This window comes from Cellulomonas chitinilytica (assembly GCF_016862675.1).
GTDB lineage: Bacteria > Actinomycetota > Actinomycetes > Actinomycetales > Cellulomonadaceae > Cellulomonas > Cellulomonas chitinilytica.
This window is the reverse complement of sequence record NZ_BONK01000014.1, coordinates 1-26,311: the sequence shown is the minus strand read 5'-3', so window position 1 is coordinate 26,311 and position 26,311 is coordinate 1. Positions and strand designations below refer to the sequence as shown.

Genomic DNA, 26,311 nt, shown 5'->3' with positions numbered 1-26,311 from the left:
CTCTCCTCGGGCGCACGACGACCCACCGCCCGGGGTGAGGGCGCGCGGCTGTCATGCCAGATCAGGGTTGGGGGGGAACGTGCTCCATCAAGGGTCACACCGCGGCCGCCGGGGCACAAGGGGTTACGGGCGGGTTTCGGCCCGGTAACGGCTGAGGCGTTGGTCACACCCGTTCGGCCGCACCGGGTCCCCGTCGGCGAGATGCCCGGATCGTTCCGGGTCGTCCCGGACGAATGTCCAGGTCAGCGCGTCGCGGCGCATAGACGCTGGCCACGTCGGTCTGGCGGGCCGCATCTGCCTACGCTGGACCCGTGAGTCGCTCCCGCACCGCCCCGCTCGTCGTCGTCTGCGCCCTCGTCGCGGTGGAGGCGATCGCCTTCCTCGGACTGGGCGTCGCGTTCGTGGTGGACCTCACACGTGGTAATGCGACTCTGCCGGCGGCCACCGTGTTCCTCGCGCTGTTCGCCCTCGCGGTCGCCGCGCTCCTCGGTGGTGCGTCCCGCGGGCTGTGGCGAGGACGGCGCTGGGCACGCTCGCCGGTCATGACGTGGCAGATCCTCCTGGTCGTGATGTCGCTCGGCTGGCTCGGAGTGGAGGCGTCCGTCTGGGCCGTCGCCGTGGCGGTCGTCGCGGTCGTCGTCGCGGTGGGCCTCCTGCTGCCCTCCGTCGTGGCCGCGACGACGGGCCCTGCCGGGCCGGACCTGCCGACAGGACCTCACGACGACGGCTCCGGGCCCGCGGTCGACCCGGCACGGTCGGGCGCGTAGACCTGCACCGGTGTCGCGGTGCGTCCCACGACGAGCACACCGCGGCCCGCGGGGCGGTCCGCAGGATCGGCGAGCCAGGCGGCCCGGCCTCCGACGAGCTCGGCCGACGCGGCGTCGTGCACGTCCAGGACGACCGCCCGCCGCAGCCGCAGGAGCGTCGGCACCAGCCCGCGGTAGGCCCCGACGGCGGCCGACGACGTCGTGGCGGCGACGAACACGCACCCCGCGCCGGACCATCGCGCCCAGGCGTCGACCAGGTCCGGGTACGCGCGCTCGAGGTCGTCGAGGTCGTCCACGAGAACCGTCCGGCGACCGGGCCCGTCGAGCACGCTCCGGGCGTCCCCGCGGCTCACGTCGACGTCGACGACCCCCGGGAGCGCGACGACCGGACCGCACGCGAGGTCGACCAGCCGGACCACGGGGACGCCCGCCCGGACCAGCCCGTCCGCCACGACCCCGAGCGTCGTCGAGCGGCCCGAGCCGGGAGGACCCGCGACCAGCAGCCCGGGGTCGACGTCGACCCGCACGGGCGACGCGTCGTCGCCGCCTACGCCGAGCGGCACCCCGCCCGCGGCCGGCACCCCGCCCGCGCCCGGCAGCTCGCCACCCGGCATCTCGCCACCCGGCATCTCGCCCGCCGGTGCGTGCCGCTCCGCCGGGCGCGTCGCGCGGCGAGGCAGCGCCTCCACACGGACCGTCGTGCCGGGTGGACGCCGGGGCGCTCGCGGCACCGTGGTCGCGGGCAGGGCGACCTGGCAGACCACCGCACCGGCCGGTCCGACGTGGATCGCCCGCCCAGGCTCCGCCCGGGCGCCGGACAGTGCTCCGGGGACGCCTGCGACGGCGTCGAGCGAGATGTCGGGCACCCGGAGCACGAGCCGGTCGCGGAAGTGCGTGCCGTGCCGGACCGCGCCGCCGGTCACGTCGGCGGTCGCGACCACGGCGACCCCGCCGGCGGACCCGCCCGAGCGCCACAGCCGCGTGAGCCGGTCCGGGCCGGCACCACGGGCCAGGACCGCGAGCGCGTCCAGCGTCGTCGTGAGGTCGTCGACCAGCAGCACCGCCCGTGGTCCCGCACCGTCGTCGGGGCCCGGGTGGGAGCCGAGCAGCTCAGCGAGCCGTGCGACCCGGACCGGCTCGTCCGACCGGGCCACGGTCCCGACCAGCCCGAGCGGGTCGCGCGCCCTCAGCTCGGCGACGGCACGGGCAGGAAGGCCCACGGCATGCACGGGGAGCCCGTCACGCAGGGCCTCGGTGCCGAGCGTGAGGAGCGTCGTCGTTCGACCGGACCCGGGGCCGCCGAGGACGAGCAGGTGCCCGTCGGCCGGGTCCCACCGGACCGGTGCGCGTCGTTGCTCGTCGGGGACGTCCGCCACGGCGAGCGCCAGACCCGGCCCGGGAGCCACGTCCTCGACGGTGACCTGCTCGGGCAGCGCCGGGACCCAGGGGACGGGACGCACGGGTCGTCCGACGGCCGCCCGACGGGCCGCGGTGACCCACGCGGCGACCTCGTCGTCGGCCGAGCAGGCCGCGACCTGCGGCGTCCAGGGCTCCGAGGGCCGCGACGGTCGGGCGAGCCTGACCCCGGCGTCCTCGTCGACGCGCCCACCGGGGCGGGCCACCTGGAGCAGCTCGGGGGCTCCGCCCGCCCGACGCAGGACCGCGCGGCCGGGCGTCGACGGCGGGAGCAGGGCGGCGTCGGGGACCTCGACGACGTCGAGGGAGTCCGCGGGGTCGGCCACGCGCAAGGCGATCCTCAGGCTCGTGTTCGCGCGCAGGTCGGCGCTCACCGCCCCCGCCGGGCGTTGCGTGGCGAGCAGGAGGTGGACGCCGAGCGCCCGGCCCTGCGCGGCGAGCCGGACCAGCGTCGCCGTGGCGTCGGGCAGGTCGTCGACGAGGGCGCGGAGCTCGTCGACGACGACGAGCAGGCGCGGCGGCGTCGCGGCGTCGTCGCGGTCGAGGTCGGCGACGTCGCGCGCGGCGTGGTCGGCGAGCAGGCGCTCGCGGCGTCGCAGCTCGGCGCGGAGCCCCGTGAGGACCCGGCGTGCGCGGGTCGCGTCGAGGTCCGTGACGTGGTCGACGACGTGGGGGAGCCCGGCCACCGCGCCGAGTCCGGCGCCGCCCTTGAAGTCGACGAGGAGCACCGCGAGACGCTCGGGCGGGTGGCGCAGCGCGGTGGCCAGCACCCAGGTGGTGAGGAGCTCGGACTTGCCCGCCCCGGTGGTGCCCGCCACGAGCGCGTGCGGCCCGTCCGCGACGAGGTCGACCTCGACCGGAACGAGTCCTGACGTCCGGCCGAGCGGTGCGGCCAGGCCGGCGCGCGGCGACCCCCACGCGGTGGCGACGGACGGGGCGTCGGCGGCCGGCAGGTCCGGCAGCCCGGCGAGGGGCACCTGCGAGGGCAGCGGGTCGAGCGGCCCGCCGAGCGGGCCCGGGTCGAGCCGCCCTCGAAGCTCACGGACGCCGCAGGCCCGGGCCACCTGCGCCCGTGCGGTGTCGCTCGACACGGCGTGGAGCGGGACGGCCCGCCACCCGTCGCCGTCGGGCACGCCACGCCGGCTCCGGGCGGTGCCCCGCGCGGGAGTGTCAGGCACCAGGGCGTCAGGGAGGGGTGCGTCGGTGCCGCCGCGCAGCCGCGCCGACGTCGGGCCGACCTGCAGCACGTGGCGGCACCAGGCGGGCACCTGGTCGCGGGACGGCAGGACCAGGAGCATCCGCTGCCCGGGCCCGGCCGTGGATCGCCGGGTGGCCGTCTCGTCGGTGACGCGGGTGCGGTCGACGACCACGACGTGGTCCTCGACGCCGGGACCGGCATCGACGACCGGGCGGGCGAGCGCGGCTGCCCAGGCCCACGGCTCCGGGTCGTCGGCGAGGACCGAGAGGGACGGCCGCGCGTGCGTGCCGAGCTCGCCCAGCACGAGCCCGCGTGCGACGGCCAGCGCCGTGCCGCGGGGCCCCACGACGGCCAGCGCACCGTCCGCGTCCCACGGCGCGCGCCGGTGCACGACCGGTCCGCCGTCGAGCGCGAGCACCGTCGCTGCCACGAGGTGCGCCGGGTCGTCCGCGTCGGACGGGTCGAGCGGTGATCCGTCAGGTGCGTCGACGGATCGTGCGTCCCGGCCGCCGGTGAGCAGCAGCAGCGGACCCGTCGCAGCCGTCAGCAGCAAGAGCGGCTGGTGCAGCGCGAGCGCGAGCGCGACCGAGCCGACCAGCGGCGCCAGCACCATGGCTGCGGCCGGACCGGTGGCGCGCCCCGGCGGCCGACCTGCGGCGGTCGGCCGCGTCGCCGGACCGCTCCGGGACCGCAGCGCGAGCGTCGTCGCGCCGACGCGGAGGTCGTCATCCGGGCGCCACCGCACCCACGTCCGGCGGCGGACGGCGACCGGGCGCCGGCCGCGCCGCCACCACCGAGGCGCGGCCCGCGCGAGGGTCGCGGGCCGGTCGACCCGGACCCGGACCCGGCCGCCCGCGCACCGGACGCGGACCCGGCCGAGGTCCGGGTCCGCGAGGAGCAGCTCGTCGCCGTCCGTCGCGGGCGCCCCCGCGGAACGAGGACCCCGCACCGTCGTCTCCGTCCCCGGCGCGACCGGGTGCAGCCGGCCGCAGTCCGGTCCGGCGACGACCGCGACGTGCAGCGCGGCGCCGACGGCGCTCTCGGCCTCCGGGCGGTGTCCGGGGCCCGGCCGGAGCTCGCAGCCGGCGACCAGGGGGTAGGCGCCGACGCGGTGGGTGTCGTCGAGGACGGCATCGTCGACGGCCAGGCGCACGGTGCCGCTCGACCATCCGGGCCACCCGGTGATCCGGGCGAGCTCCGGACGCAACCGGGCGAGCGGCAGACCTCGCTGCGCCTCGACGTCCGTGGAGACCAGCCCGGTGCCGCGTCGCGGGTCGGGGTGCAGGGCGGTGAGGAGCATCCGGTCACCGTGCCGGACGCCTCGACCGCACGGACGCCCGCCCGGCGCTGGCGGGGGACGCCCGTGCGGTCCACAGGCCCGTTCGTCGGCTCGGTGCCGATCGGCGTCAGTCCACCGCGAGCGCCGCGACGGGCGAGGTGCGGGCCGCCGCCCGGGCGGGCAGGACCGACGCGACCAGGCCCGCGAGCAGCGCGACGAGAAGCACGAGCGCGAGGTCCCGCCACGGCACGGCGAGCCGCAGATCCGCCGTCTGGCCGAAGGCCGTGGCCGCCCCCGCCCAGCCGTACAGGAGGCCGAGGAGCACGCCGAGCACCGCGCCGACGACGGCGATGAGCATGCCCTCGACGGCCAGCATCCACCGGAGCTGGCGCCGGGTCAGCCCGATCGCACGGAGCGTGGCCGACTCGCGGCGTCGTTCGATGACCGACAACGACAAGGTGTTCGCGACCCCGACGAGCGCGATCACGACGGCGACCGCGAGCAGGCCCACGACGACCGCGAGGAGCGACGAGATGAGCCGCTCGTAGCTGTGGCGCTGCGCGGCGGCGCTGACCACGCTGACCGGGGACTCGGGGACCGCGTCCCGGACGTCCTGCAGCACCCGCGTCGGGTCGGCCGAGTCGTCGAGCCGGACCCACAGCACGACCGGCACCGCGTCCGGGGCCACCCGAGCGAGGGTCGACGGTGTGACCAGTGCGTCCTGCCCGCCGAGGTCCGTCGCGACCGTGGCCAGGTCGAGGGACACCCCGTCAGGCGCGGGGTCGCCCGTCTCGGCGGACAGCTCGTGCACGGCGACGGTGCCGAGGTCGCCGCCGGACTGCTTCGGCAGGAGGACCGTGCCGTCCGTCAGGTCGTCGAGCGAGCCTGCGCTGCGCAGCACCCGGGCCGCCTGCTCGGGGTCGGGGGCGACGAGCCGGAACACGCGGTCGCCCACCTGCGCGAGCGCGACCGGCACGGGCACGACCTCGTCGACCCCCGGCACCTCGGAGATGGTCGCGATCGTGCCGTCCAGCAGGCCGGTCCGGCCGTCGGTCTGCTCGACCGTGAGATCGACCGGGTACTGGTCGGCGAGGTCCTTCGCGAGCGACTCGCGGGCGCTCGCGGCGCCGGTGCTCATCATCACGACGAGCGTCACCCCGATGAGCAGGGCGGTGCTCGTCGCCGCGGTGCGACGGGGGTTGCGGACCGTGTTCGCGGCCGCGATCCGTGCGCTCGTCCCGGTGGCCGCGAGGAGCCGGCCCGCGAGCGAGACGACGCGGGGCACCCAGAACACCGCGCCGAGCAGGATGCCGACGAACGAGACGGTGCCGGCGAGGATGCCGACGCCCAGCAGGGCCAGCTCGCTCCCGCTGACGGCGCGGGACGCCGCCACCGTGAGCAGCAGGCCGGCGACGCCACCGGCCGTGAGGACGGCGGACACCGCGAGCCGGACCTTCCCGGTCCGGGCCGTCACGGTCGGCGCGTCGACGGGACGCAGCGCCGCGACCGGGGGGACGCGGGTCGCCGCACGGGCCGGGACGAGCGACGCGAGCAGCGTGACGAGCGTGCCCACCACCAGCGGGACGACCACCACCGTGACGGTCACGTCGACCGAGCGGGGGAGCGGCACGCCGTCGGTCATCCGGCCGAGCACGCTGAGCGCGGCCTGTGCGAGGGCGGCGCCCGTGACGAGGCCCACGAGCGAGGCGGCCGCGCCGAGGATCGACGCCTCGAGGAGCACGGAGCGGCGCAGCTGGCGCTTCTCCGCCCCGACGCACCGCAGGAGGGCCAGGAGCCGGACGCGCTGGGCGACGAGCACCTGGAACGTGTTCGAGATGACGAGCGCGGCGACGAGCAGCGCCACCGCGGCGAAGCCGAGCACGATCGTGAGCAGCACGTTGCCCTCGCCCGACACCTCGGACACCGCCTTGGCGGCGGCCTCGTCCTTCGTCAGCACGTCGAGCGTGGGGGCCGTCCCGGCGAGCGCGGCGCGGACGTCCGCCGCGTCGCCGTCGGTCGCGACCAGCAGGGTGTTCGCTCCCAGCTCGTCGAACGAGACCCCGTTCCAGTGGGCGAGGTCGTCGATCAGGCCGAGCCCGGCGCCGCCGTACTGCGCCCACGCCCCGCGCGGGTCGTCGACGATCCCGACGACGGTGAGCGTCTCCTCGGCCGTCGGCCGGTCGGCCTTCGGGGTGAAGTAGTCGGTCGTGAGCGTGTCGCCGACGGCCACACGCAGCCGTTCGGCCGTCTTCGCCGGCAGCGCGATCTCGCCGGACGCGGACGGCATCGCTCCGCTGGACACCGTGAGCGACGCGAGGCGCTCGTCGGACGGGACCGGCAGGAGGTTCTGCCAGACCCGCGCACCGCCCTTGTGCAGCTCGACCCCGCCGACGTACAGCGGGTCCGCCGCGTCGACCCCGGGGGTGTCCCGCACCGCGGCGAGCGAGCTGTCGGTGAGGGTGCCGGTCGCGACGAGGTCGGCGTCGCCGAACGTCGCGGTCACGGCGTCGTAGCCGGTCCGGGTGATGACGCCCCCCGCGAGGAGCGTCGTGGTGAGGAACGCCGTGCCGATCGCGATCGCGATCGCGGCCGCGACGAGCCGCCCGGCGCTGCGACGCATCTGGGCCAGGGTGAGCTGCAGCATCAGGCCCCCACCGCCGCCGCGCCCGCGGGGCCGTCGAGGGTGCGCAGCGCGTCGAGGCCCGTGAGGACGGACTCGGGCGTCGGGTCGACGATGTCGCCCGCGACCCGGCCGTCGGCCAGCATGACGACCCGGTCCGCGTAGGCGGCGGCCGTCGGGTCGTGCGTGACCATGATGACGGTCCGGCCGAGCTCGCGGACCGACCGGCGCAGGAAGCTGAGCACCTCGGCCCCGGCCCGGGAGTCCAGGTTCCCCGTCGGCTCGTCGGCGAACACGACCTCGGGCTTGGCGATGAGCGCCCGGGCGATGGCGACGCGCTGCTGCTGGCCGCCGGACAGCTCGCCGGGGCGGTGCTGCAGGCGCTCGCCGAGCCCCAGCGTGACGACCAGCAGGTCGAGCCACGCAGGGTCCGGCTTGACGCCCGCGAGCTGCAGCGGCAGCAGGATGTTCTGCTCGGCCGTGAACATCGGCAGCAGGTTGAACGACTGGAAGACGAAGCCGACGCGGTCCCGCCGCAACCGGGTCAGGGCGCCGTCGTCGAGCGCGGTCAGCGCGGTCGGTCCGAGGCGCACCTCACCGGACGTCGCCTCGTCGAGGCCCGCGAGCAGGTGCATGAGCGTCGACTTGCCGGAGCCCGACGGGCCCATGATCGCCGTGAACGCGCCGGACGCGAAGTCGACGTCGACGCCGTCGAGCGCCCGGACCGCTGCCGGGCCCTGCCCGTACACCTTGGTCAGGCCGCGGGCGCTGGACGCGGTGAGGTCCGGCACGGTGGGCCGGGTCGGCTCGGGGGTGCGGGAGAGGGTGGTGTCCACGGGGGCTCCTTCGCGGGGTCGCTGGCAGGGTCGACGCTAGGTCGCGGCCGTGCGGCACCGCATCGGGCGGCGGGCTGGGACGACGTCCGGCACCCGTCATCCCGTGGGGGGACACGACCGGGGACGGCGGTCAGCCCCCGGGCCGGACCAGCCCCGTCTCGTACGCGACCACGACGGCCTGGACGCGGTCGCGGGCGCCGAGCTTCGCCAGGATCCGTCCGACGTGCGTCTTGACCGTGGCCTCCGCGACGAACAGGTCGCGGCCGATCTCGCTGTTGGACCGGCCGCGGGCCATGAGGAGCAGCACCTCGCGCTCGCGGTCGGTGAGGTCCGCGACGGCCTGCCGGGCGGGGTCGGCCGGGGCGCCGGGCTCGTCGGGCGGCAGCGCGGTGACCAGGTGCTCGAGGAGCCGCCGCGTGCTCGACGGGGCGATCACGGCGTCCCCGCGGTGCACGGTGCGGATCGCGGCGAGCATGTCCTCCGGGGGTGTGTCCTTCAGCAGGAAGCCGCTGGCCCCGGCGCGGATCGCGGCGAGCACGTACTCGTCGAGGTCGAACGTGGTGAGCACGATGACGCGCGGCGCGGGTGCGTCGTCGGTGGCCCGCGCGGTGATCTCCGCGGTGGCGGTGAGCCCGTCCATCGTGGGCATGCGCACGTCCATCAGCACGACGTCGACGGGACCGGTGACGGTCCGGGCGGCGGGGTCGAGCGCGCGGACGGCCTGGGCGCCGTCGCCGGCCTCGAGCACGACCTCGAGGTCGGGCTGCGAGTCGATGACCATCCGGAAGCCCGCGCGGACGAGCTGCTGGTCGTCGACGAGGGCCACCCGGACGGGGGCGGGGGTCGGGTCGCTCACGGGGTCTCCTCGTCGCTGGTGCTCACACTGGTCCTCTCGCGGGGGGTGGGGAGCTGGGCGCGGACCCGGAACCCGCCGCCGGGGCGCGGTCCGGCCGTGACCGTGCCGCCGAACATCGTGGCCCGCTCGCGCATGCCGAGCATGCCCTGACCGAGGCCGTCGCTCTCCGCGGACGCGCCCCGGCCGTCGTCGTCGACCTCGACGAGGATCGCCTCGGGCTGCCAGCTCACCATGACGGTGACCTGCGGGTCGGGTCCGGCGTGCTTGAGGACGTTGGTGAGCGCCTCCTGCGCGATCCGGTAGACGGCGAGCCCCATCCCGGGCGGCAGGCGTCGGGGTGTGCCCATCCGGACGAGCGAGACCCGGACCCCGCTCCCGCGGACCTGGTCGACGAGCGCGCCTATGTCGTCGGCGCTCGGCTGGGGGGCGAAGCGGTCGACGGCGGGCGTCGACCCGGTGGCGGTCGCGGGCTCGCCGGGGCCGGGGCTGCCGGCGCCGCCCGTCCCGCCCGGTCCGGCGCGCAGGACGCCGAGCAGCCGCCGCATGTCCGTGAGGGCCGCGCGCCCGGTCTCCCCGATCGTGGCGAGCGCTCGCGTCGCGGCGGCCGGGTCGGCCTCGGCGGCGTATCGCCCGCCGTCCGCCTGGGCGATCACGACGCTCAGGGAGTGGGCGACGATGTCGTGCAGGTCGCGGGCGATCCGCGCCCGCTCGGCGGCCGTCGCGATCTGCGTCTGCTGGTCGCGCTCGACCTCGAGGCGCTGCGCGCGGTCCACGAGCGCCTCGATGGTCTCCCGTCGGGACCGGCGCGCGAGCCCGAACGCCCAGACCGTGAGCATCGTGGACGAGGCGATGATCGCGGTGCCCAGGGCGGCGGGCGGGTACGACGAGCCGCTGAGCAGCACAGCGAGCGTCAGCGACCCGAGCAGCGCTCCGCCGACGGCGACCCGGTGCGCCCAGCGAGGTCCGTGCACCGTGACCGAGTACAGGGCCACCGGCACCGTGAGGTCCGCCGGGATCAGGAGCGGTGTCAGGAACACCATCTGGAGCAGGGCGACCGTGTAGACGGCCGCGACGGAGGCGGTGGGTCGCACCCGGCGCCAGGCGAGCGGGGCCACGAGGAGCACCGTCGTCAGGTACAGCACCCAGCCCCGGTTTCCGTAGCCGGGGACGGCGACCGCGAAGGGCACGACGAGCAGGAGCGTGAACGCGGTCCCCACCGCGTCGACGACGAAGCGGTGGGCCTCCTCCCACCGCAGCAGCCTGTCCCACCGGGTCACACCCCGAGGGTAGGTGGAGCCGTCGCGGGCGACGTGCCCCCGGAGGCTGACACCCGCCGTCGCAGGTCAGCCTCCGGGCGCAGATCGGGCGTCGAGCGAAGAACCCGCAGAACTCGGGTGCGCGGCAGTGGCGGGCGAGACCGACCCGTGACCTAGCATGGGCGAATGACCCAGGTGCTTCTGGCTGAGGACGATCCAGCGATTGCCGAACCTTTGGCCCGCGCGCTCGGGCGTGAAGGTTACGACGTGCGCGTGCAAGGAACAGGTCAAGGGGCGATCGACGGTGCCGCCTCGGCGGACCTCGTCGTGCTCGACCTCGGCCTCCCGGACATGGACGGGCTCGACGTCGCGCGCGCCATCCGCAACCAGGGGCTCACCACGCCGGTGCTCGTGCTGACGGCCCGCGCGGACGAGGTCGACCTCGTCGTCGGCCTCGACGCCGGCGCGGACGACTACGTGACGAAACCCTTCCGGCTCGCCGAGCTGCTCGCACGGGTGCGGGCGCTGCTGCGCCGCAGCGTCGGCGACCCGGGCGACGAGGACGAGCTGCACGCGCAGAACGTGCGCGTCGACGTCGCCGCCCACCGCGCGTTCCAGGCGGAGCGCGAGCTGCACCTCACGGCCAAGGAGTTCGACCTGCTGCGCGTGCTCGTCGCGGCGGCTGGCACGGTGGTGGCGCGGGAGACGCTCATGCGCGAGGTCTGGGGCTCCGACCCGACGGGGTCCACGAAGACGCTCGACATGCACGTGTCCTGGCTGCGTCGCAAGCTCGGCGACGACGCGAACTCGCCGCGGTACGTGACGACGGTGCGCGGCATGGGCTTCCGGTTCGAGACGGGCAACGTGAGCGCCGTCGAGCGGGTCTGACGCGTGCGTCGTCGTGTCCTGCAGGCGACGATCGCCGCCGTCACGGTCGCGGTCGTCCTGCTCGGCTTCCCTCTGGCCTTCCTCGGTGCGCAGCTCGTGCGCGAGAACGAGGTGCAGAGCCTGCAGGTGCGTGCGCAGAACGTCGCCCGGACGGTCGACTTCCGGATCGAGTCGGACTACCCGCTGACGAACCGCATGCTGGCGGTGGGGACGGGCGGCGAGGGGGAGATCCCCGCGTCCGTCATCGTGCGCGCGCCCGACGGCACCGTGTACGAGGCGGGAGACCGGGTGCAGGGCCGCAGCCTGTCGGTGCAGGTCCGCTCCGCCGCCGGTGCGACGGTCCTGCTCTACGTGTCGTTCTGGGACGTGTTCTGGCTCAGCGCCCGGGTCATCGCGCTCGTCGTCGTCGCGGCGGTGGTCGCGTTCGCCGCCGGCATCGCGATGGCCATCTGGCAGGCCAACCGGCTCGCGGCCCCGCTCGTCTACCTCGCCGCGTCCGCCGAGCAGCTCGGCTCGGGCCAGGTGCGACCCCAGCTCGAGCCGTCCGGGGTGGAGGAGATCGACCTCGTCGCCGCCGAGCTCGCCCGCAGCGCCGACCGGATGGCGGGACGCCTCGCCGCCGAGCGGCAGTTCGCCTCGGACGCCTCCCACCAGCTCCGGACGCCCCTGACGGCGCTGTCGATGCGGCTCGAGGAGATCATGCTCACGAGCGCCGAGCCGGAGGTCAGCGAGGAGGCCCGGATCTCGCTCGAGCAGGTCGAGCGTCTCGTCCGCGTGGTCGACGACCTGCTCACCCGCTCGCGGCGCGCGCACGGCGGCACCACCGAGGCCGTGAGCCTCCTCGACGTCGTGCACCAGCAGGAGGAGGAGTGGGCGCCGACGTTCGAGGCGGCCGGCCGTCGCCTCGTCGTCGAGGTCGAGCCCGGCACGCAGGTGCTCGCGACACCGGGAGCGCTCGCACAGGTGCTCGCGACGCTCATCGAGAACTCGCTCAAGCACGGCGCCGGCACGACGACGGTGCGCTCCCGGGTCGGCGGCCCCGCGCGCGCCGTCGTCGTGGAGGTCGCCGACGAGGGGGAGGGCGTGCCCGACGACCTCGCCCCCCGGATCTTCGAGCGCGAGGTCACGTCGGGTGCGGGGACCGGCCTCGGGCTGTCCCTGGCCCGGGACCTCGCGTCGGCCGACGGCGGACGTCTGGAGCTCGCGCAGCGCCGGCCGGCCGTGTTCGCGGTGTTCCTGTCCGGGGTCCCCGCGTCGATGCGACCCGACGTCGTGCTGCCGCGCGGCGCTGTGGTGTCCGCCCGGCCCGACCGGCGGCGACGGTGAGCGCGGCCCGGCGCCGTGCCCCGGTCCGGCCCGGCGCGCGCGGACGGCGGACGGGCAGGATCACGTAGCCTACGGGTGCTTGGCCCGACGGACGTCCCCTGCCGCGTGGGCAGGCCGAGACGACGAGGCACGACGACAGGAGCAGTCAGATGTACCGGCTCACGCCCTCGACGCACCCGGACGCGTGGGGCTCGACGACGGCGATCCCGGACCTGCTGAGCCTGGTCCCCGACGGGCGGCCGGTCGCCGAGGCCTGGTTCGGTGCGCACCCCAGCGCGCCCGCGCTCGCGCACGTCGACGGCAGCCAGGTGCGGCTCGACGACGTCATCGCCGCGGACCCCGAGGGGACGCTCGGCGCCGACGTCGCGTCCCGCTCCGAGAACCGGCTGCCGTACCTGCTCAAGATCATCGCCGCCGCGTCGCCCATCTCCCTGCAGGTGCACCCGAGCATCCAGCGGGCACGCGTCGGCTACGAGCTCGAGGACGCCGCGGGAACCCCGATCGACGCCCGCGAGCGCAGCTACCGCGACCGCAACCACAAGCCCGAGCTCGTGTACGCGCTGACCCGGTTCGACGCGATGGTCGGCTTCCGTGCCCCCCGGCGGGCGGCGGAGCTGCTCGTCGGTCTCGACACGCCGCTCGCCGCCGACCTGCGCGCCCGCCTCATGGCCGACCCCGCCCAGTCCGGCGTGCGGGCCGCCTTCGAGTGGCTGGTGTCGCCCGAGACGCGGCCGGGCATCGGCGAGGTGCAGGCGTTCGCGGACGCCTGCGCGAAGCGGCTGGTCGACGGGTCGCCGTCACCCCGCACCGACCGCACCGTCATCCGGCTCGCCGCCGCGTACCCGGGCGACGCGGGTGCGGTCACGTCGGTGCTGCTCAACCCGGTGACGCTGCGACCGGGCGAGGCCGTCTTCGTCCCGGCGGGCACGGTGCACGCGTACCTGCAGGGCGTGGGCGTCGAGATCATGGCCAACTCCGACAACGTCCTGCGCGCCGGCCTCACGGAGAAGCACATCGACCTGCCCGAGCTGCTGGTGAACCTCGACGCCGTCGCGGCGCCGCCCATCAGGATCGCGCCCGAGCGGGTGTTCACGTCCACGGAGATCTACTACGCGCCCGTCGACGACTTCGAGCTGTCGGTCACCCGCCTCACCGACGAGGGGGTCGCGCGGATCCCCGGTCGGGGGCCGCGGGTCCTGCTGTGCCTGGAGGGCGAGATCGAGGTGCACACCGAGCGCAACGGCACCCTGCCCCTGCGCCGGGGCCAGGCGGCGTTCGCGCCCGCCGGCGAGGGTGCGGTCACGGCGTGGGGCGACGGAGTGCTCGTCCAGGCGGACGTGCCCTGACCGCGTGGCCCCGACGCGGCGGTCACGCGCGAGCGTGCGTCAGGCGAGCGTGCGTCAGGAGCGCGCGCCGGTCCCGGTGAACACCCAGCGCTTGTAGCCGACGTACCGCAGGACGGTCCCGATCACGATGCCGACGACGGTCGCGACGTTGTCCGCGAGCGGCGTCGTCAGGCTCAGCACGTAGTGGGAGAACGCCAGGGTCCCCACGGGGACCACGGCGCAGCCCACGTTGATCGCGGCGAAGACGACGAGCTCGCGCCCCCGTCGCGCGGTGCGGTGCTCGGCGAACGTCCAGTGCCGGTTGCCGTACCACGACACGAGCGTCGCGACGGCCAGCGAGATCACCTTCGCCGTGATGGGCTTCGCCTCCAGCAGGTGGCCGGGTCCGAAGCGCAGCAGGTTGAACAGCCCCAGGTCGACGACGAACGCGACACCGCCGACCGACAGGAACCGGGCGATCTCGTACGCACGTGCCCGCAGCGCGGCGTTGCGGAACGCGGACGTCGCGGGGGTCGCGGCGGCCGTCGCCGGGAGGGCGACGTCGGCGAGGCTCGCCGACGCCACCGGGCCGACCGCTCCGTCGGGTCCACTCACTCGTCAGTCCTCCACGCTCGCGGATCGTCCGGCGAGGATAGCGCCGTTGGCTGGGAGGACCGTGTGCGGGCCCCGCGTGAAGCGTTTCGGTCGCCGGTCGTTCGTGCTCCGGGCCTCGGCTAGGCTCGTCGCCCGTGGCAGCACCCGTGGTGGCAGTGGTCGGTGGTGGGCAGCTCGCACGCATGATGACACCGGCGGCGACGGCCCTCGGTGTGCACCTGCGGGTGCTGGTGGAGAGCCCGACGTCGTCGGCCGCGCAGGTAGTGGTCGACGCACCGGTCGGCACCGCGTCGGACGCGCAGGCCGTGCTGGACCTCGCCCACGGCGCCGCGGTCCTGACGTTCGAGCACGAGCACGTGCCCGGCGCCCTGCTGGACCGGGTCTCCGGTCTCGGCACGCCCGTCCGCCCGAGCGCCGCCGCGCTGGTCCACGCGCAGGACAAGATCACGATGCGCACCCGGCTCGGTGAGCTCGGTGTGCCCTGCCCGCGCTGGGCACCGTTGTCGCAGCGCGGGGACCTCGAGCGCTTCCTGGCGGCCGCCGGTGGCGAGGCCGTCGTGAAGACGGCGCGCGGCGGGTACGACGGCAAGGGCGTCCGCGTGGTGCGGTCGGCCGACGACGCCGCGGACTGGCTGACCGCTGCCGCGGACGGGACGGGCGCCCCGCTCCTCGCGGAGGAGAAGGTGCCGTTCAGCCGCGAGCTCGCGGTGCTCGTCGCCCGCCGGCCGAGCGGGGAGGTGCGCACCTGGCCCGTCGTCGAGTCCGTCCAGCGCGACGGCGTCTGCGCCGAGGTGATCGCCCCCGCCCCCGACCTGGACGCCGCCACCCGCGACGAGGCGGTGGGCATCGCCGTGCGGATCGCCGAGGGGCTCGGGGTCACCGGGGTGCTCGCGGTCGAGCTGTTCGAGGTCGCGGACCCCGACGGCGGTCCCGCGCGGGTGCTCGTCAACGAGCTCGCCATGCGGCCCCACAACTCCGGGCACTGGACGATCGACGGCGCCGTGACGAGCCAGTTCGAGCAGCACCTGCGCGCGGTCCTCGACCTCCCGCTCGGGGACACCGCCCCGCGTGCGGCGTGGACGGTGATGTCGAACGTCCTCGGCAGCACCCTCGAGGACCTGACCGACGCCCTCGCCGGCGTCTCCCGGCAGGACCCGCAGGCCAAGGTGCACCTGTACGGCAAGGACGTCCGACCGGGCCGCAAGCTCGGGCACGTGAACGTGAGCGGCGACGACCTCTCCGAGGTCCGTCGTCGGGCGAACGCCGCGGCAGCGCTGCTGCGCGGCGAGGCACCGCACGAGCAGACGGAGGCGTGATGGCAGCACAGGCCCTGGTGGGCGTGGTCATGGGGTCGGACTCGGACTGGTCCGTCATGGAGGCGGCGGCGCTCGCGCTCGCCGAGTTCGACGTCCCGGTCGAGGTGGACGTGGTGTCCGCCCATCGGCAGCCGGACAAGATGGTCGCGTACGGCCGGTCGGCCGCGGAGCGGGGCGTGCGCGTGATCGTGGCCGGTGCCGGCGGCGCCGCCCACCTGCCGGGGATGCTCGCGGCCGTCACGCCGCTGCCGGTCATCGGGGTGCCCGTGCCGCTGGCCCACCTCGACGGCCTCGACTCGTTGCTGTCGATCGTGCAGATGCCGGCGGGTGTGCCGGTCGCGACCGTGTCGGTCGGCGGCGCGCGCAACGCGGGGCTGCTCGCCGTGCGGATCCTCGCGTCCGGGGTCGACGACGACGCGGCACGGCTGAGGGCCGCGATGCTGACGTTCCAGGACGGGCTCCGCGAGCAGGCCGACGACAAGGGCCGGCGGCTGCGCGACCGTGCCTCAGGGCGGATGCCGACGGGCTTCAGCGCCTGACGCGCAGCCCGTGAAGGGTCGGTGACGATCCGGGGGGACGGGGCTCCAGCGGTCGCGGCCCCGCAGGGGCGTGCCTAGCGTCGAGCGGATGACCACGCCCCCCGCGCGTCTCACGGCGCTCGACGGACTGCGGTTCGCCGCCGCCGCCGCCGTCGTCCTCTACCACCTGACCGCCCGGACGTCGTCCGCGTGGGGGCCCGGTCAGGCGGCCGAGCTCGGGGGCGTGGGCCGCTGGACCTCCTACGGGTCGCTCGGGCCCGAGCTGTTCTTCGTGGTCAGCGGCTTCGTCGTGCTCATGTCGGTGTGGGGCCGGCCGACCGCCCACGTCGTCGCGTCGCGGGTCGCCCGCCTGTACCCGGCGTACTGGGTGGCGGTCCTGATGACGGGCGGGCTGCTGCTCTTCGTGTGGCCCGACGGCAAGGACGTCACCGCCCACCAGGTGCTCGTGAACCTCACGATGGTCCAGTCGCAGCTCGGCGTGGAGCACGTCGACGGCGTCTACTGGACGCTCTGGACCGAGCTGCGGTTCTACCTGCTCGTCGGCGTGCTGTCGCTCGTCGGGGTCACCCGGCGACGGGTCCTCGCCGTCGTCGTCGCCTGGCCCCTGGCGGGGCTCGTCGCCGAGCGGGCCGGGTGGGACGGGCTGGCCACCGTGCTCGTGTCGGACTACGCGCCCCTGTTCGCGGCCGGCATGGCGCTGCACATCCTGTTCCGGACCGCCGACGACGGGCCGCGCCTCGCGGTCGCCACGTGGGCCGCCGTCGTCGGGAACACGGTCCTCGCGATCTGGCGGGTCGTCCCGTCCCGCAGCGAGGTGCTCGCACGGACGACGGGGTACCAGCCGTCCGTCGTGCTCCTCGGTGTCGGCGTCGGGGTGTGCGTGGCTGCCGTGGCCGTCGTGACGCTGACACCGCTGGCGCGGGTCGACTCGCGGCGCCTCGTCGCCGCCGGTGCCCTGACGTACCCGCTGTACCTCGTGCACGAGTACTGGGGCCTGTACGTCGTCCGGCTCACCTCGCCCCGGGTGCCCGCGGCGCTGTCGGTCGCGGCTGCGCTGGTGGTCGTCCTCGGCCTCGCGTGGGTGGTGCACCGTGGCGTCGAGCGACCCCTCGGTCCACGTCTGCGGGCCGCGACCGAGGCGGCGCTCGTCCGGGCGCGCGCGGTCGTGCTCGAGCCGGTGACGCGGGGGCCGCGCCTGCTGGGGCTGCACGGCTGAGCCGGGCGGCCGGGGCCGCACGGCCGACGGCGGGCGTCAGGACGTCGGCATGCCCCCGACGGGCCCCGCGGGCAGCGAGCCGTCGCGGATCGCCGCGAAGAACGTCGGGGTGGCGTCCTTGTCGAGCAGCACGGTCGAGCCGAGGTTGTGCCCGGGCCGGTAGTCGATGCTCGTGATCGGCGGGGTGCCCGTGATGCCTCCGGGACCGTTCGCCGCCTTGAACGCGAGCGCCAGGCGTGCGAGGTCGACGATGTCCGACCCGTCGTCGACGGTCAGCGCGCCCGTGCCGGCGTCGACGAGCTCGACCTGGCGCCCGGGGTGCAGCACGAGGGACGACGGCTTCACCTTGCTCATCACCGCGCCGATCAGCTGGCGCTGACGTTCCGCGCGGCCCACGTCGCCGGTCGGGTCGGCCTTGCGCATGCGCGAGAACGCCAGGGCGTCCACGCCGCCGACGTCGTGGCAGCCGCTCGTCCACACCATGCCGGAGTCGGGGTCGTTCACGTCGGCGTCGTAGCAGAGGTTCACGCCGCCGACCGCGTCCACGACCTGCTCGACGCCACCCATGCCGATCTCGGCGTAGTGGTCCACGGTCAGCCCGGACAGCTGCTCGACCGTCTGGACGAGCAGCGGCGCCTTCCCCCACGAGAACGCGGCGTTGAGCTTGGCGGGACCTCGGCCCGGCACGTCGACGTACGTGTCGCGCGGGAGCGAGATGAGTGCCGTGGGGCCGTGCTCGGGGACGTGCAGCAGCAGGATCGTGTCGGTCCGCGCGCCCTCGGTCGTCGTGTCCTCGATCGCGCCGTCCGCCCGTGAGTCGGACCCGGTGAGCAGGTACGTGGTGCCCGGGGTGTCGGCCGCGCCGGACAGCGCGGGGGTGTGCTGCACCTTGCCGTTCGCCCACACGACCAGCCCGATGGGCCACGCGAGCAGCGCGACGAGCACGAGGAGGCCGACTGCCACCGCGACGGTGCGACGACGGACGCGCCGGCCGGGCGCGGCGGGGCCGCCGGCCGGTGCGGGGCGACGGACGGGCGGGCCGGCCGGGCCGCCGGGCGGGACACGTCCGCCGCTGGGCGGGCCGCCCGCCCGGACCGGGCTGGCCGGGCGGCTGGGGGCACGGGAAGCCGGGCGTGCGGGCGCCGCCGGGCCGCTCGACGCGGCGGCACCCGTCGCGGACCGGCCGCGCGCCGGGGTGGCCGTCGACACCGCGGGTCGCTGCCCGCCGCCGGACGGTGCGAACGACGCCGGTCGGCTCGGGACGCCACGCGGCGGGGTCGGGGGTGCGGCGGACGCGGACGCGGCGGACGCGGATGCGGATGCGGGACGTGCCGCGCGCTGGCCGCTGCCGCCCACGACGATCGCGTCGTCCGGGGCGTCCGTCGGCCGGGAGGCGGCGGAGCCCGGCGTGAACGACGGGGGAGCGGGTCGGCGGAGTCGCTCGTCCTGGTTCACGGCGTCATCACCCCGCGTCGCAGACGGCCGTCGTGTCGTCGAGGTTGAACGCCTCGCGACCGGCCTTCTTGGTCGGCGCCGGCGTCGGCTCGGCCTGGACCGGCGGGGCCGTGGCCGCGTCCGTCGGCGCCGTCGTGGGCGCAGTCGTCGCGGGAGCCGTCGGCGCGGTCGTCTCGACCGGTGCCGCCTGGCCGAGCGCCGGCAGGTCGTTCGCGATGTTCTCCCACATCTGCTGCGCGGCCGGGAGCCACACGACACGGTTCGGGTCGCTGGGCGCCGGCCCCCACGGCACGGTCATGAACGTGATGCTGCCACCGCGGATGGCGCGCATGTTGTAGGCGAGGCCGACCATCGTGCTCGTCGACAGGCCGTCGTCGACCGTCAGCGAGCTCGTCGCGGCGTTGAGGAAGCCCGCGAGCTTCGGCACGTCCGTGAGGACGTTCTTCGACAGCACCTCCTGGACCATCGCGGCCACCAGACGCTGCTGGTTGCCGATCCGGTTCGTGTCGGACCCGTCGCCGACGCCCTTGCCCTTGCGCGCCCGGGCGAACGCGAGGGCGGTCGAGCCGTCCAGCGTCTGGTTGCCGGCCTTCACGCTCAGGCCCGCGTCCTTGGACGTCATGTCGTTCGGGATGCAGATCGGGACCCCGCCGATCGCGTCGACCATCGACTGGAACCCCGCGAAGTCGACCACGACGAAGTGCTCGGGCTGGATCCCCGTGTTGGCGGCCACCGTGCGGATGGTGCACGCGGCGGCGGACGCCATGTCGCCGCCCATGTCCCACCCCGTGGCGAACGCCGAGTTGAACATCCCGTGCGTGGCCTTCGAGGTCTTGCCGTTCGACATCGTGCACGACGGGATGTCGACCAGGGAGTCCCGGGGGATCGACACCGCCTCGACGCGCGACCGGTCCGCGGAGATGTGCACGAGCATCGTGGTGTCCGACCGCATGCCCGCGGCCTCGCCACCGATCTCTGCGTTCACGCCGTCACGCTGGTCGGACCCCAGGACCAGGAGGTTGACCGCCTGGCCGGCGTTCGGGTCGTCGGGGTCGGGCGTCTTGCTGGGCTTGGGCGCAGCGCCCACGAGGCCTGAGACGTCCACCCGGTTGACGTTCCCGTCGAGCTTGTTGAACGTCGCGGCCGCTCCCGCCACCCCGAACGCCAGCACGCCCACCGTCGAGAGCGCCACGACCCGCAGGACCCGGTGCGGATGGTGGTTCCGGGCGTGCCGGGCGGCACGAGGGCGCGAGGTAGCAGCGTGGCGGGAGGTCACCGCACGATCCTAGGAGCGCGATCAGTCAGTCCGGGGTAGCCCACGCAGGGGCGCGGTGGAGGACGTGTGCAGATCAGCGACCCAGCTGGGCGTACTTCGCCTCGGTCGCGTCCTTCTGGCGCCGCCACCACGCCTCGTTCGCCCGGTACCACTGGACGGTCGCCTCGAGGCCGGCCCGGAAGTTCTCGTACCGAGGCGTCCAGCCGAGCTCCTCGCGCAGCTTCGTGGAGTCGATCGCGTACCGCAGGTCGTGGCCCGGCCGGTCGCTGACCAGGTCGTACGCGTCGGACGGCTGGCCCATGATCTCGAGGATCGACTCGACGACGGTCTTGTTGTTCTCCTCGCCGTCGGCACCGATGAGGTACGTCTCTCCGATGCGACCGCGCTCGATGATCGCCCACACCGCGCTGTTGTGGTCCTCGACGTGGATCCAGTCGCGCACGTTCTCGCCGGTGCCGTACAGCTTCGGCCGGATGCCGTCGACGACGTTGGTGATCTGCCGGGGGATGAACTTCTCGACGTGCTGGTACGGGCCGTAGTTGTTCGAGCAGTTGGAGATCGTCGCCTGCACCCCGAAGCTGCGTGCCCACGCGCGGACCAGCAGGTCGGACGACGCCTTCGTGGAGGAGTACGGGCTGGACGGGTTGTACGGGGTGTCGGGCGTGAACTTCGCGGGGTCGTCGAGCTCGAGGTCGCCGTACACCTCGTCCGTCGAGATGTGGTGGTAGCGCACGCCGTGACGCCGCACCGCCTCGAGGAGCTGGTACGTGCCGATGACGTTCGTCCGCAGGAAGGGCCACGGGTCGTGCAGCGAGTTGTCGTTGTGCGACTCGGCGGCGAAGTGCACCACGAGGTCGACGTCCTTGACGAGGCTGTCGACGATGTCCGGGTCGGCGATGTCGCCCTTGGCGAAGACGACCTTGCCCTCGACCGGGTCCAGGCTGCGCTCGTCGCCGGCGTACGTGAGGGCGTCGAGGACCGTCACCCGGACGTCGGGGCGCTCGCGCACCGTCTGGTGGACGAAGTTGGAGCCGATGAAGCCGGCCCCACCGGTGACGAGGATGCGCATCAGGCTCTCTTCCTGCGGACGGATTGTCGGACCAGCCTACCGACTGGGCGTGGGCGGGCGGCCGGGCAGGTGCGCGACTCGGGTAACCTCGACGTGGCTCGCGGCCGAGGACGCCGCTGGAGTGCCAGTCAGCCGGGGGCGTCGCGGCTCGACAATGCCGCCACGAGACGAGGAGTACGCCAGCGTGTCCCGATACAGCTCGGTCGTCGATCCCTCCCAGCCGAACTCGAGCCAGAGCCTGGCGCTCGAGCTCGCCGGCCGGGGCAAGGACGTCCTCGACGTCGGGTGCGCGACGGGTGACCTCGCCCGCGCGCTCGCGTCGCGCGGATGCCGGGTCAGCGGGGTCGAGCAGGACCGGGCGGCCGCCGACGCCGCCCGCCCCGACCTCGTGAAGCTCCTCGTCGGCGACGTCGCCACGGCGGACCTGAGCGCGGAGTTCGGCGAGAAGTCGTTCGACGTGCTCGTCTTCGGCGACGTCCTCGAGCACCTCGCCGACCCGGAGACGGTCCTCCGGTCCAGCCTGCCGGTGCTGCGCGACGAGGGCGACGTGATCCTGTCGATCCCGAACGTCGCGCACGGCGCCGTCCGGCTCGCGCTCCTGCAGGGGCGGTGGCGCACCACCGAGACCGGGCTCCTGGACGCCACGCACCTGCGCTTCTTCACGCTCGAGTCGATCGTCGACCTCCTCGAGCGAGCCGGGCTCGCGGTCGTCGAGCTCTGGGCGACGGTGATCGACCCGCTGGAGTCCGAGGTCGACATCGACGCGTCCGACCTGCCGCCCGGTGTCGTCGACTGGGTGCGCGGCCGCGAGAGCTCGTCGGTCTACCAGTACGTGGTCCGTGCGCGCCGGGGCGAGCCGGGCGCGGCGCTGCCGCCGCTCCAGCTGGCGGTCGAGCCGCCCGCCCCGTCCGAGCCGGAGCCGTCGTTGGCCGAGCGTCGTCAGGCGGCCTGGGACACGGAGCGTGCCGAGCTGGTCGCGCAGGTCCGCGCGCTCGAGCACACCCTCATGGTCCTGCGCGACGAGGTGATCGGCGCCAAGGCGCAGGCCGGCACGGCACAGGCACGGGCTCACCTCGCGGACGTGGGGCGCAAGGAGGCGGACGAGCGGCTGGACGCGCTCCTGGGGTCCCGGTCCTACCGGCTGGGCAACGCCGTGATGCGGCCCGTGTCGCGAGTTGTGCGCAGGAGCGACTCGTGACCGCTGGGGCCGATCCGACCATCTCGTTCGTCACCCCCGTCTACGACCCGCCGCTCGACGCGTTGGAGGCGTGCCTCGACTCGGTGCTCGCCCAGCGCGGCCTGAGCTGGGAGCACATCCTCGTCGACGACCGCTCGACCGATCCGCGGGTGCGTGAGCTCCTGCGTCGCCGGAGCGCGGCGGACCCCAGGGTCCGGGTCGTCGAACGCGAGGTCAACGGCGGCATCGTCGCGGCGTCGCAGGACGCCGTCGAGGCGGCCAGGGGCGAGTTCGTCGCCTTCCTCGACCACGACGACCGGCTCGCTCCGACAGCACTGACGGTGCTCGCCGACGTCCTGGTCGACCCCGAGGTTGACTACGTCTACACGGACGAGGACAAGGTCGACGACGAGGGTCGCCACTTCGACGCCTTCCGCAAGCCGGCCTGGTCGCCCGAGCGGCTCCGGCACCAGATGTACGTCGGGCACCTCTCCGTGATGCGGACGTCCCTCGTCCGCGAGGTCGGGGGCGTCCGGCCGGGCTTCGACGGGTCCCAGGACCACGACCTCGCGCTCCGCGTCACCGAGCGCGCCCGCACGATCGTCCACGTGCCGCAGGTGCTCTACCACTGGCGCACGGTGAGCGGTTCGACCGCTGCGGACCCCAACGCGAAGCCTTACGCGTGGGAGGCGGGTCGCCGAGCCGTCGCCGAGCACCTCGTCCGCACGGGCATCGACGCCGAGGCCGAGCTGGGGCCAGTCCCGGGCACGTACTGGGTGCACCGGGCGACGCCGGACGTGCTCATCAGCGTCGTCATCCCGACCCGTGGCGGGTCGGGCATCATCTGGGGCGCTCGCCAGCACTACGTGCTCGAGGCCGTGGACTCGATCATCGCGACGACCGAGGCGAGGTTCGAGGTCGTCGTCGTGTACGACAGCGTCACCGACCCGCACGTCCTGGACGAGCTGCGGGCCCGGCTCGGCGACCGGCTCGTGCTCGTGGAGTTCGAGGAGCAGTTCAACTTCAGCCAGAAGTGCAACGTCGGCGTCGCGGCGGCGCGCGGCGACGTCGTCGTCCTCATGAACGACGACGTGTACCTCTCCGCGCCACGGAGCTTGGACCAGCTGGCCGCCACCGCTCTCGAGCCGGGGGTCGGCGGCGTCGGCTGCCGGCTGCTGTTCGAGGACGGGCGGCTCCAGCACGGCGGTCACGTCTACGAGCACGGCGACTGGCACCACGTCCTGCTCGCAGCCGGCCCCGACGAGCACGGACCGTTCGCCGGCCTGCACGTCGGGCGCGAAGCGTCGGGCGTGACGGCCGCGCTGCTCGCGGTCCGGCGCGACGTCTACCTCGAGGTCGGGGGCATGGCGGAGCGGCTGCCGGTGAACTTCAACGACGTCGACTTCAGCTACAAGCTGTGGCACGAGGGCCATCGCGTCCTGTGGCTGCCGGAGGTGACCGCCTACCACTTCGAGTCGCAGACCCGGGTGCCGAAGGTGTTCGCCTGGGAGATCTCGCTCGTGCGCCAGAGGTGGGGCATCCCTGGTCGCGACAGCTACTTCCCGGAGGGAAGCCACTTCTGACCGGTCACCGGGAGGTCTCCGCGCGAAGCGGTCGGCCCCGGCGGCACGGAACTGACTAGAAGGCCCGGAAGACCGTCTCCACCGCGATCGGCCCCCGGGAGGACTCGGCGCCGTCCACGGAGAACTCGCCGGCGACCGGCACCGTGTGCAGCTCGCTCCCGCCCGATGTCGTGAGCGTGGTGCGCACGGCGTACTCGCCCGGGGTGAGCGGCAACGACGAGAGGTCGAAGAGGAACTGCTGGGTCCCCTCGAGCCGAAGCGGGGCAGACCCGAGCATCGTCGTCGTCGTCGAGTACAGGGTCAGTCCCAGCGGCGTCGTGATGGAGACGCCCAGGACACCGTCCTCGACGCGCCCGTCGGTCTTCGTCTCCATCGCGACCACGAGCGGGCTGCCGCTCGGGATCGTCGGGTTCGGGCCTTCGTCCTTGCCCGAGGCCGTGCGCAGCGCGATCCCCGTGAAGTTCGCCTTGGCCGGCGTGGCCCCCAGCTCGTCGTTCGCCCGGCTGGCCTCCTCCTGGCGGGTCGCCTCGAAGTCGGCGCGGAGCTTCTTGAGCCCCTCCCGCGCCGTCCCGTCCGCGATGACGCGCCCACTCTCGAGCACGACGGCGCGGTCGCAGAACTCCGCGACCTGGTCGAGCCCGTGTGTCACGAGCACGATGGTGCGACCGTCGCTCTGGAACGTGCGGATGCGCTCGAGGCACTTCCTCTGGAACGGCTCGTCACCGACGGCGAGAACCTCGTCCACCAGCAGGATGTCCGGGTCGACGTGCACGGCCACCGCGAACGCGAGCCGCACGTACATGCCGGACGAGTAGAACTTCACCTGGGTGTCGATGAACTGCTCGATGCCCGAGAAGTCGACGATCGCGTCGAAGTGCCGGTCGATCTCCTGCTTCGACAGCCCGAGGATCGACGCGTTGATGTAGACGTTCTCGCGACCCGTGAGGTCCGGGTGGAACCCCGCTCCGAGCTCGAGGAGCGCCGCGAGCCGCCCGCGCAGCTGAACTGAGCCCTGCGTGGGCTGCATGATGCCGCTGATCAGCTTGAGCAGCGTGCTCTTGCCCGAGCCGTTGGGGCCGATGAGGCCGACCGTGGCCCCGGAGCTGATCTCGAGGTTGACGTCACGCAGCGCCCAGAAGTCCTCCTTGTGGACGCTGGACCTGCGGCGGTTGACGACGCGTTCCTTGAGCGACTTCTCCTTGCGGATGACGAACCGCTTGGAGACGTCTTCGACGCTGACGACGACGGGGCGGACCATCACAGCTCCTGGGCGAAGTTGCTCTGCAGGGTCGCGAAGAGCCGCTGACCCGCCCAGAGCAGGACGAGACCGATGCCGAGCGCGATACCCAGGCGGGCACCGAGATCGGCCGGGACGGGCTGGGAGTCGCCTGCGACCCAGAACGCCTGCTGGAACCCCATCACCACGAGCGTGATGGGGTTCGCGAGGTACAGCTGCTCCCAGAACGTGCCTCCGAGGTGCTCTTCGACGAGCCGCCACGGGTACACGATCGGCGACGCCCAGAAGAGCAGGGCCAGGCCGACCTCGACGAGGTACTGCACGTCGCGCAGGTAGACGTTCGCGGCCGACAGGACGAGGCTCAGCGTCGTCGAGAATGCGAAGAGCACGGCGGCGGCCAGCGGGAGGTAGAACCAGCGCGACCCGGTCGGGAACTGCTGGGCGGCCGCGGTCGCGGCGAGCAGGATGACGAGCTGGATCAGGAAGTTGAAGCCGGCTGACCCGACGGCAGCCAGCGGGAAGACCTCGCGCGGGACGTACACCTTCTTGATCAGGCCGGCGTTCTGGACGACGGACATCGTCCCGGAGGTCACGGCCTCGGCGAAGAGCGTCCACGCGGTCAGGCCGCAGTAGATGAAGATGGCGAACGACGGCGTGCCCCGGGCCGCGCCGAGGAACTGCCCGACGGCGACGTAGTACACCAGCAGCATCGTCAGGGGCCGGATGAGGCTCCAGACGAAGCCCAGCGTGCTGTCCTTGTACCTCGACTTGAGCTCGCGCCGTACCAGGTGGGAGAGGAGCTCGCGGTTCGCCTGGAGGTCACGCAAGGAGGCCGTCGTCCCGGCGATGAACCCCTGCCGGGCGCCGGCGTTGCGGAAGGGGAGCTGCGCCAGCTCACGAGCACGTTCATCCGCAGACGTCGTCATGTGGCCTCTCGCTTCGGGCAGGGGTAGCGCGCGAGCCCGGAAGCTCGCCGGAACAGGCTACCTGGCGTTGCACCGCGCTCCGGCCAGCGCCGGCGTCAGCCCTTCGGAGGAACATGCGCTCCGGGAGAGAGAGTC

The 26,311-nt window shown here is 74.4% G+C and carries 20 protein-coding genes; 9 read left to right on the top strand and 11 right to left on the bottom strand.

Translation table 11 applies throughout. The annotated features are described in order from the left end of the window. Positions 1-311 precede the first annotated feature (311 nt). Positions 312-767 carry a hypothetical protein gene (locus Cch01nite_RS18170; RefSeq protein ID WP_203757908.1) on the top strand — a complete coding sequence of 152 codons (456 nt, stop codon included), beginning with the start codon at positions 312-314 and terminating at the stop codon, positions 765-767. Here the strand turns inward: Cch01nite_RS18170 and Cch01nite_RS18165 are convergent. From Cch01nite_RS18165 to Cch01nite_RS18145, 5 genes are all read right to left on the bottom strand, one after another. Next, positions 716-4,681, bottom strand: coding sequence for an FtsK/SpoIIIE domain-containing protein (locus Cch01nite_RS18165; RefSeq protein WP_203757907.1), 3,966 nt, complete (start codon positions 4,679-4,681; stop codon positions 716-718). The genes Cch01nite_RS18170 and Cch01nite_RS18165 overlap by 52 nt on opposite strands. Before the next feature lie 106 nt (positions 4,682-4,787). Further along, positions 4,788-7,304 carry an FtsX-like permease family protein gene (locus Cch01nite_RS18160; RefSeq protein WP_203757906.1) on the bottom strand — a complete coding sequence of 839 codons (2,517 nt, stop codon included), beginning with the start codon at positions 7,302-7,304 and terminating at the stop codon, positions 4,788-4,790. Continuing rightward, positions 7,304-8,116 (bottom strand): ABC transporter ATP-binding protein, encoded by an 813-nt coding sequence (locus Cch01nite_RS18155; RefSeq protein ID WP_373309960.1) that lies wholly within the window; start codon positions 8,114-8,116, stop codon positions 7,304-7,306. The genes Cch01nite_RS18160 and Cch01nite_RS18155 overlap by 1 nt, the downstream gene beginning before the upstream one ends. A gap of 130 nt (positions 8,117-8,246) precedes the next feature. After that, a complete protein-coding gene (locus Cch01nite_RS18150) occupies positions 8,247-8,972 on the bottom strand; it encodes a response regulator (protein ID WP_203757905.1) in 726 nt (241 codons plus the stop codon). After that, the gene (locus Cch01nite_RS18145) at positions 8,969-10,249 is read right to left on the bottom strand and encodes a sensor histidine kinase (protein ID WP_203757904.1); all 1,281 of its coding nucleotides are present in this window, start codon (positions 10,247-10,249) and stop codon (positions 8,969-8,971) included. The genes Cch01nite_RS18150 and Cch01nite_RS18145 overlap by 4 nt, the downstream gene beginning before the upstream one ends. Positions 10,250-10,414: 165 nt before the next feature. Here Cch01nite_RS18145 and Cch01nite_RS18140 point away from each other — a divergent pair, with 165 nt between their 5' ends. The 3 genes from Cch01nite_RS18140 (at position 10,415) to manA (ending at position 13,788) form a co-directional block, all read left to right on the top strand. After that, on the top strand, positions 10,415-11,116 hold the full coding sequence (locus Cch01nite_RS18140; protein WP_203757903.1) for a response regulator transcription factor: 702 nt from the start codon (positions 10,415-10,417) through the stop codon (positions 11,114-11,116). 3 nt (positions 11,117-11,119) lie between these two features. Beyond that, a complete protein-coding gene (locus Cch01nite_RS18135) occupies positions 11,120-12,442 on the top strand; it encodes a sensor histidine kinase (RefSeq protein WP_203757902.1) in 1,323 nt (440 codons plus the stop codon). 149 nt (positions 12,443-12,591) lie between these two features. Then, positions 12,592-13,788: a mannose-6-phosphate isomerase, class I gene (manA, locus tag Cch01nite_RS18130; protein ID WP_203757901.1), complete on the top strand. Its 1,197-nt coding sequence runs from the start codon at positions 12,592-12,594 to the stop codon at positions 13,786-13,788. Between the two features lie 54 nt (positions 13,789-13,842). On the opposite strand, the gene Cch01nite_RS18125 is transcribed toward manA, so the two are convergent. Continuing rightward, a complete protein-coding gene (locus tag Cch01nite_RS18125; protein WP_239070982.1) occupies positions 13,843-14,382 on the bottom strand; it encodes a GtrA family protein in 540 nt (179 codons plus the stop codon). A 134-nt stretch (positions 14,383-14,516) separates the two neighbouring features. On the opposite strand from Cch01nite_RS18125, the gene Cch01nite_RS18120 reads away from it, so the two are divergent. The 3 genes from Cch01nite_RS18120 (at position 14,517) to Cch01nite_RS18110 (ending at position 17,453) form a co-directional block, all read left to right on the top strand. Next, positions 14,517-15,698, top strand: coding sequence for a 5-(carboxyamino)imidazole ribonucleotide synthase (locus tag Cch01nite_RS18120; RefSeq protein ID WP_203757900.1), 1,182 nt, complete (start codon positions 14,517-14,519; stop codon positions 15,696-15,698). Continuing rightward, the gene (gene purE, locus Cch01nite_RS18115) at positions 15,698-16,237 is read left to right on the top strand and encodes a 5-(carboxyamino)imidazole ribonucleotide mutase (RefSeq protein WP_203757899.1); all 540 of its coding nucleotides are present in this window, start codon (positions 15,698-15,700) and stop codon (positions 16,235-16,237) included. Before Cch01nite_RS18120 ends, purE begins: the two co-directional genes overlap by 1 nt. Before the next feature lie 88 nt (positions 16,238-16,325). Further along, entirely contained in the window at positions 16,326-17,453 is a 1,128-nt protein-coding gene (locus tag Cch01nite_RS18110; RefSeq protein WP_203757898.1) for an acyltransferase family protein, read from the top strand. 36 nt (positions 17,454-17,489) lie between these two features. Here Cch01nite_RS18110 and Cch01nite_RS18105 read toward each other — a convergent pair whose 3' ends face one another. The 3 genes from Cch01nite_RS18105 to rfbB all read right to left on the bottom strand — a co-directional run bounded on the left by Cch01nite_RS18105 (position 17,490) and on the right by rfbB (position 21,253). After that, positions 17,490-18,416, bottom strand: coding sequence for an LCP family protein (locus tag Cch01nite_RS18105; RefSeq protein WP_203757897.1), 927 nt, complete (start codon positions 18,414-18,416; stop codon positions 17,490-17,492). A 499-nt stretch (positions 18,417-18,915) separates the two neighbouring features. Continuing rightward, positions 18,916-20,184, bottom strand: coding sequence for an LCP family protein (locus Cch01nite_RS18100; RefSeq protein ID WP_203757896.1), 1,269 nt, complete (start codon positions 20,182-20,184; stop codon positions 18,916-18,918). A gap of 73 nt (positions 20,185-20,257) precedes the next feature. Next, positions 20,258-21,253 carry a dTDP-glucose 4,6-dehydratase gene (gene rfbB, locus Cch01nite_RS18095; protein ID WP_203757895.1) on the bottom strand — a complete coding sequence of 332 codons (996 nt, stop codon included), beginning with the start codon at positions 21,251-21,253 and terminating at the stop codon, positions 20,258-20,260. Between the two features lie 184 nt (positions 21,254-21,437). Here rfbB and Cch01nite_RS18090 point away from each other — a divergent pair, with 184 nt between their 5' ends. Beyond that, complete coding sequence (locus Cch01nite_RS18090; protein WP_203757894.1) at positions 21,438-22,451, top strand: class I SAM-dependent methyltransferase; 1,014 nt, start codon at positions 21,438-21,440, stop codon at positions 22,449-22,451. Then, positions 22,448-24,013, top strand: coding sequence for a glycosyltransferase family 2 protein (locus Cch01nite_RS18085; RefSeq protein ID WP_239070979.1), 1,566 nt, complete (start codon positions 22,448-22,450; stop codon positions 24,011-24,013). The genes Cch01nite_RS18090 and Cch01nite_RS18085 overlap by 4 nt, the downstream gene beginning before the upstream one ends. 55 nt (positions 24,014-24,068) lie before the next feature. Here Cch01nite_RS18085 and Cch01nite_RS18080 read toward each other — a convergent pair whose 3' ends face one another. Together Cch01nite_RS18080 and Cch01nite_RS18075 are read right to left on the bottom strand one after the other, a co-directional pair. Then, positions 24,069-25,271, bottom strand: a complete 1,203-nt coding sequence (locus Cch01nite_RS18080; protein WP_203757893.1) for an ABC transporter ATP-binding protein — start codon at positions 25,269-25,271, stop codon at positions 24,069-24,071. Continuing rightward, positions 25,271-26,176: an ABC transporter permease gene (locus Cch01nite_RS18075; RefSeq protein ID WP_203757892.1), complete on the bottom strand. Its 906-nt coding sequence runs from the start codon at positions 26,174-26,176 to the stop codon at positions 25,271-25,273. The genes Cch01nite_RS18080 and Cch01nite_RS18075 overlap by 1 nt, the downstream gene beginning before the upstream one ends. Positions 26,177-26,311: the final 135 nt, after the last annotated feature.

What these genes read in the sequence shown, in the direction of transcription:
- Cch01nite_RS18165 (WP_203757907.1), bottom strand. Translation starts at nt 4,681, where the DNA reads ATGCTCCTCACCGCCCTGCACCCCGACCCGCGACGCGGCACCGGGCTG.
- Cch01nite_RS18160 (WP_203757906.1), bottom strand. Translation starts at nt 7,304, where the DNA reads ATGCTGCAGCTCACCCTGGCCCAGATGCGTCGCAGCGCCGGGCGGCTC.
- Cch01nite_RS18140 (WP_203757903.1), top strand. Translation starts at nt 10,415, where the DNA reads ATGACCCAGGTGCTTCTGGCTGAGGACGATCCAGCGATTGCCGAACCT.
- manA (WP_203757901.1), top strand. Translation starts at nt 12,592, where the DNA reads ATGTACCGGCTCACGCCCTCGACGCACCCGGACGCGTGGGGCTCGACG.
- purE (WP_203757899.1), top strand. Translation starts at nt 15,698, where the DNA reads ATGGCAGCACAGGCCCTGGTGGGCGTGGTCATGGGGTCGGACTCGGAC.
- Cch01nite_RS18110 (WP_203757898.1), top strand. Translation starts at nt 16,326, where the DNA reads ATGACCACGCCCCCCGCGCGTCTCACGGCGCTCGACGGACTGCGGTTC.
- rfbB (WP_203757895.1), bottom strand. Translation starts at nt 21,253, where the DNA reads ATGCGCATCCTCGTCACCGGTGGGGCCGGCTTCATCGGCTCCAACTTC.
- Cch01nite_RS18080 (WP_203757893.1), bottom strand. Translation starts at nt 25,271, where the DNA reads ATGGTCCGCCCCGTCGTCGTCAGCGTCGAAGACGTCTCCAAGCGGTTC.
- Cch01nite_RS18075 (WP_203757892.1), bottom strand. Translation starts at nt 26,176, where the DNA reads ATGACGACGTCTGCGGATGAACGTGCTCGTGAGCTGGCGCAGCTCCCC.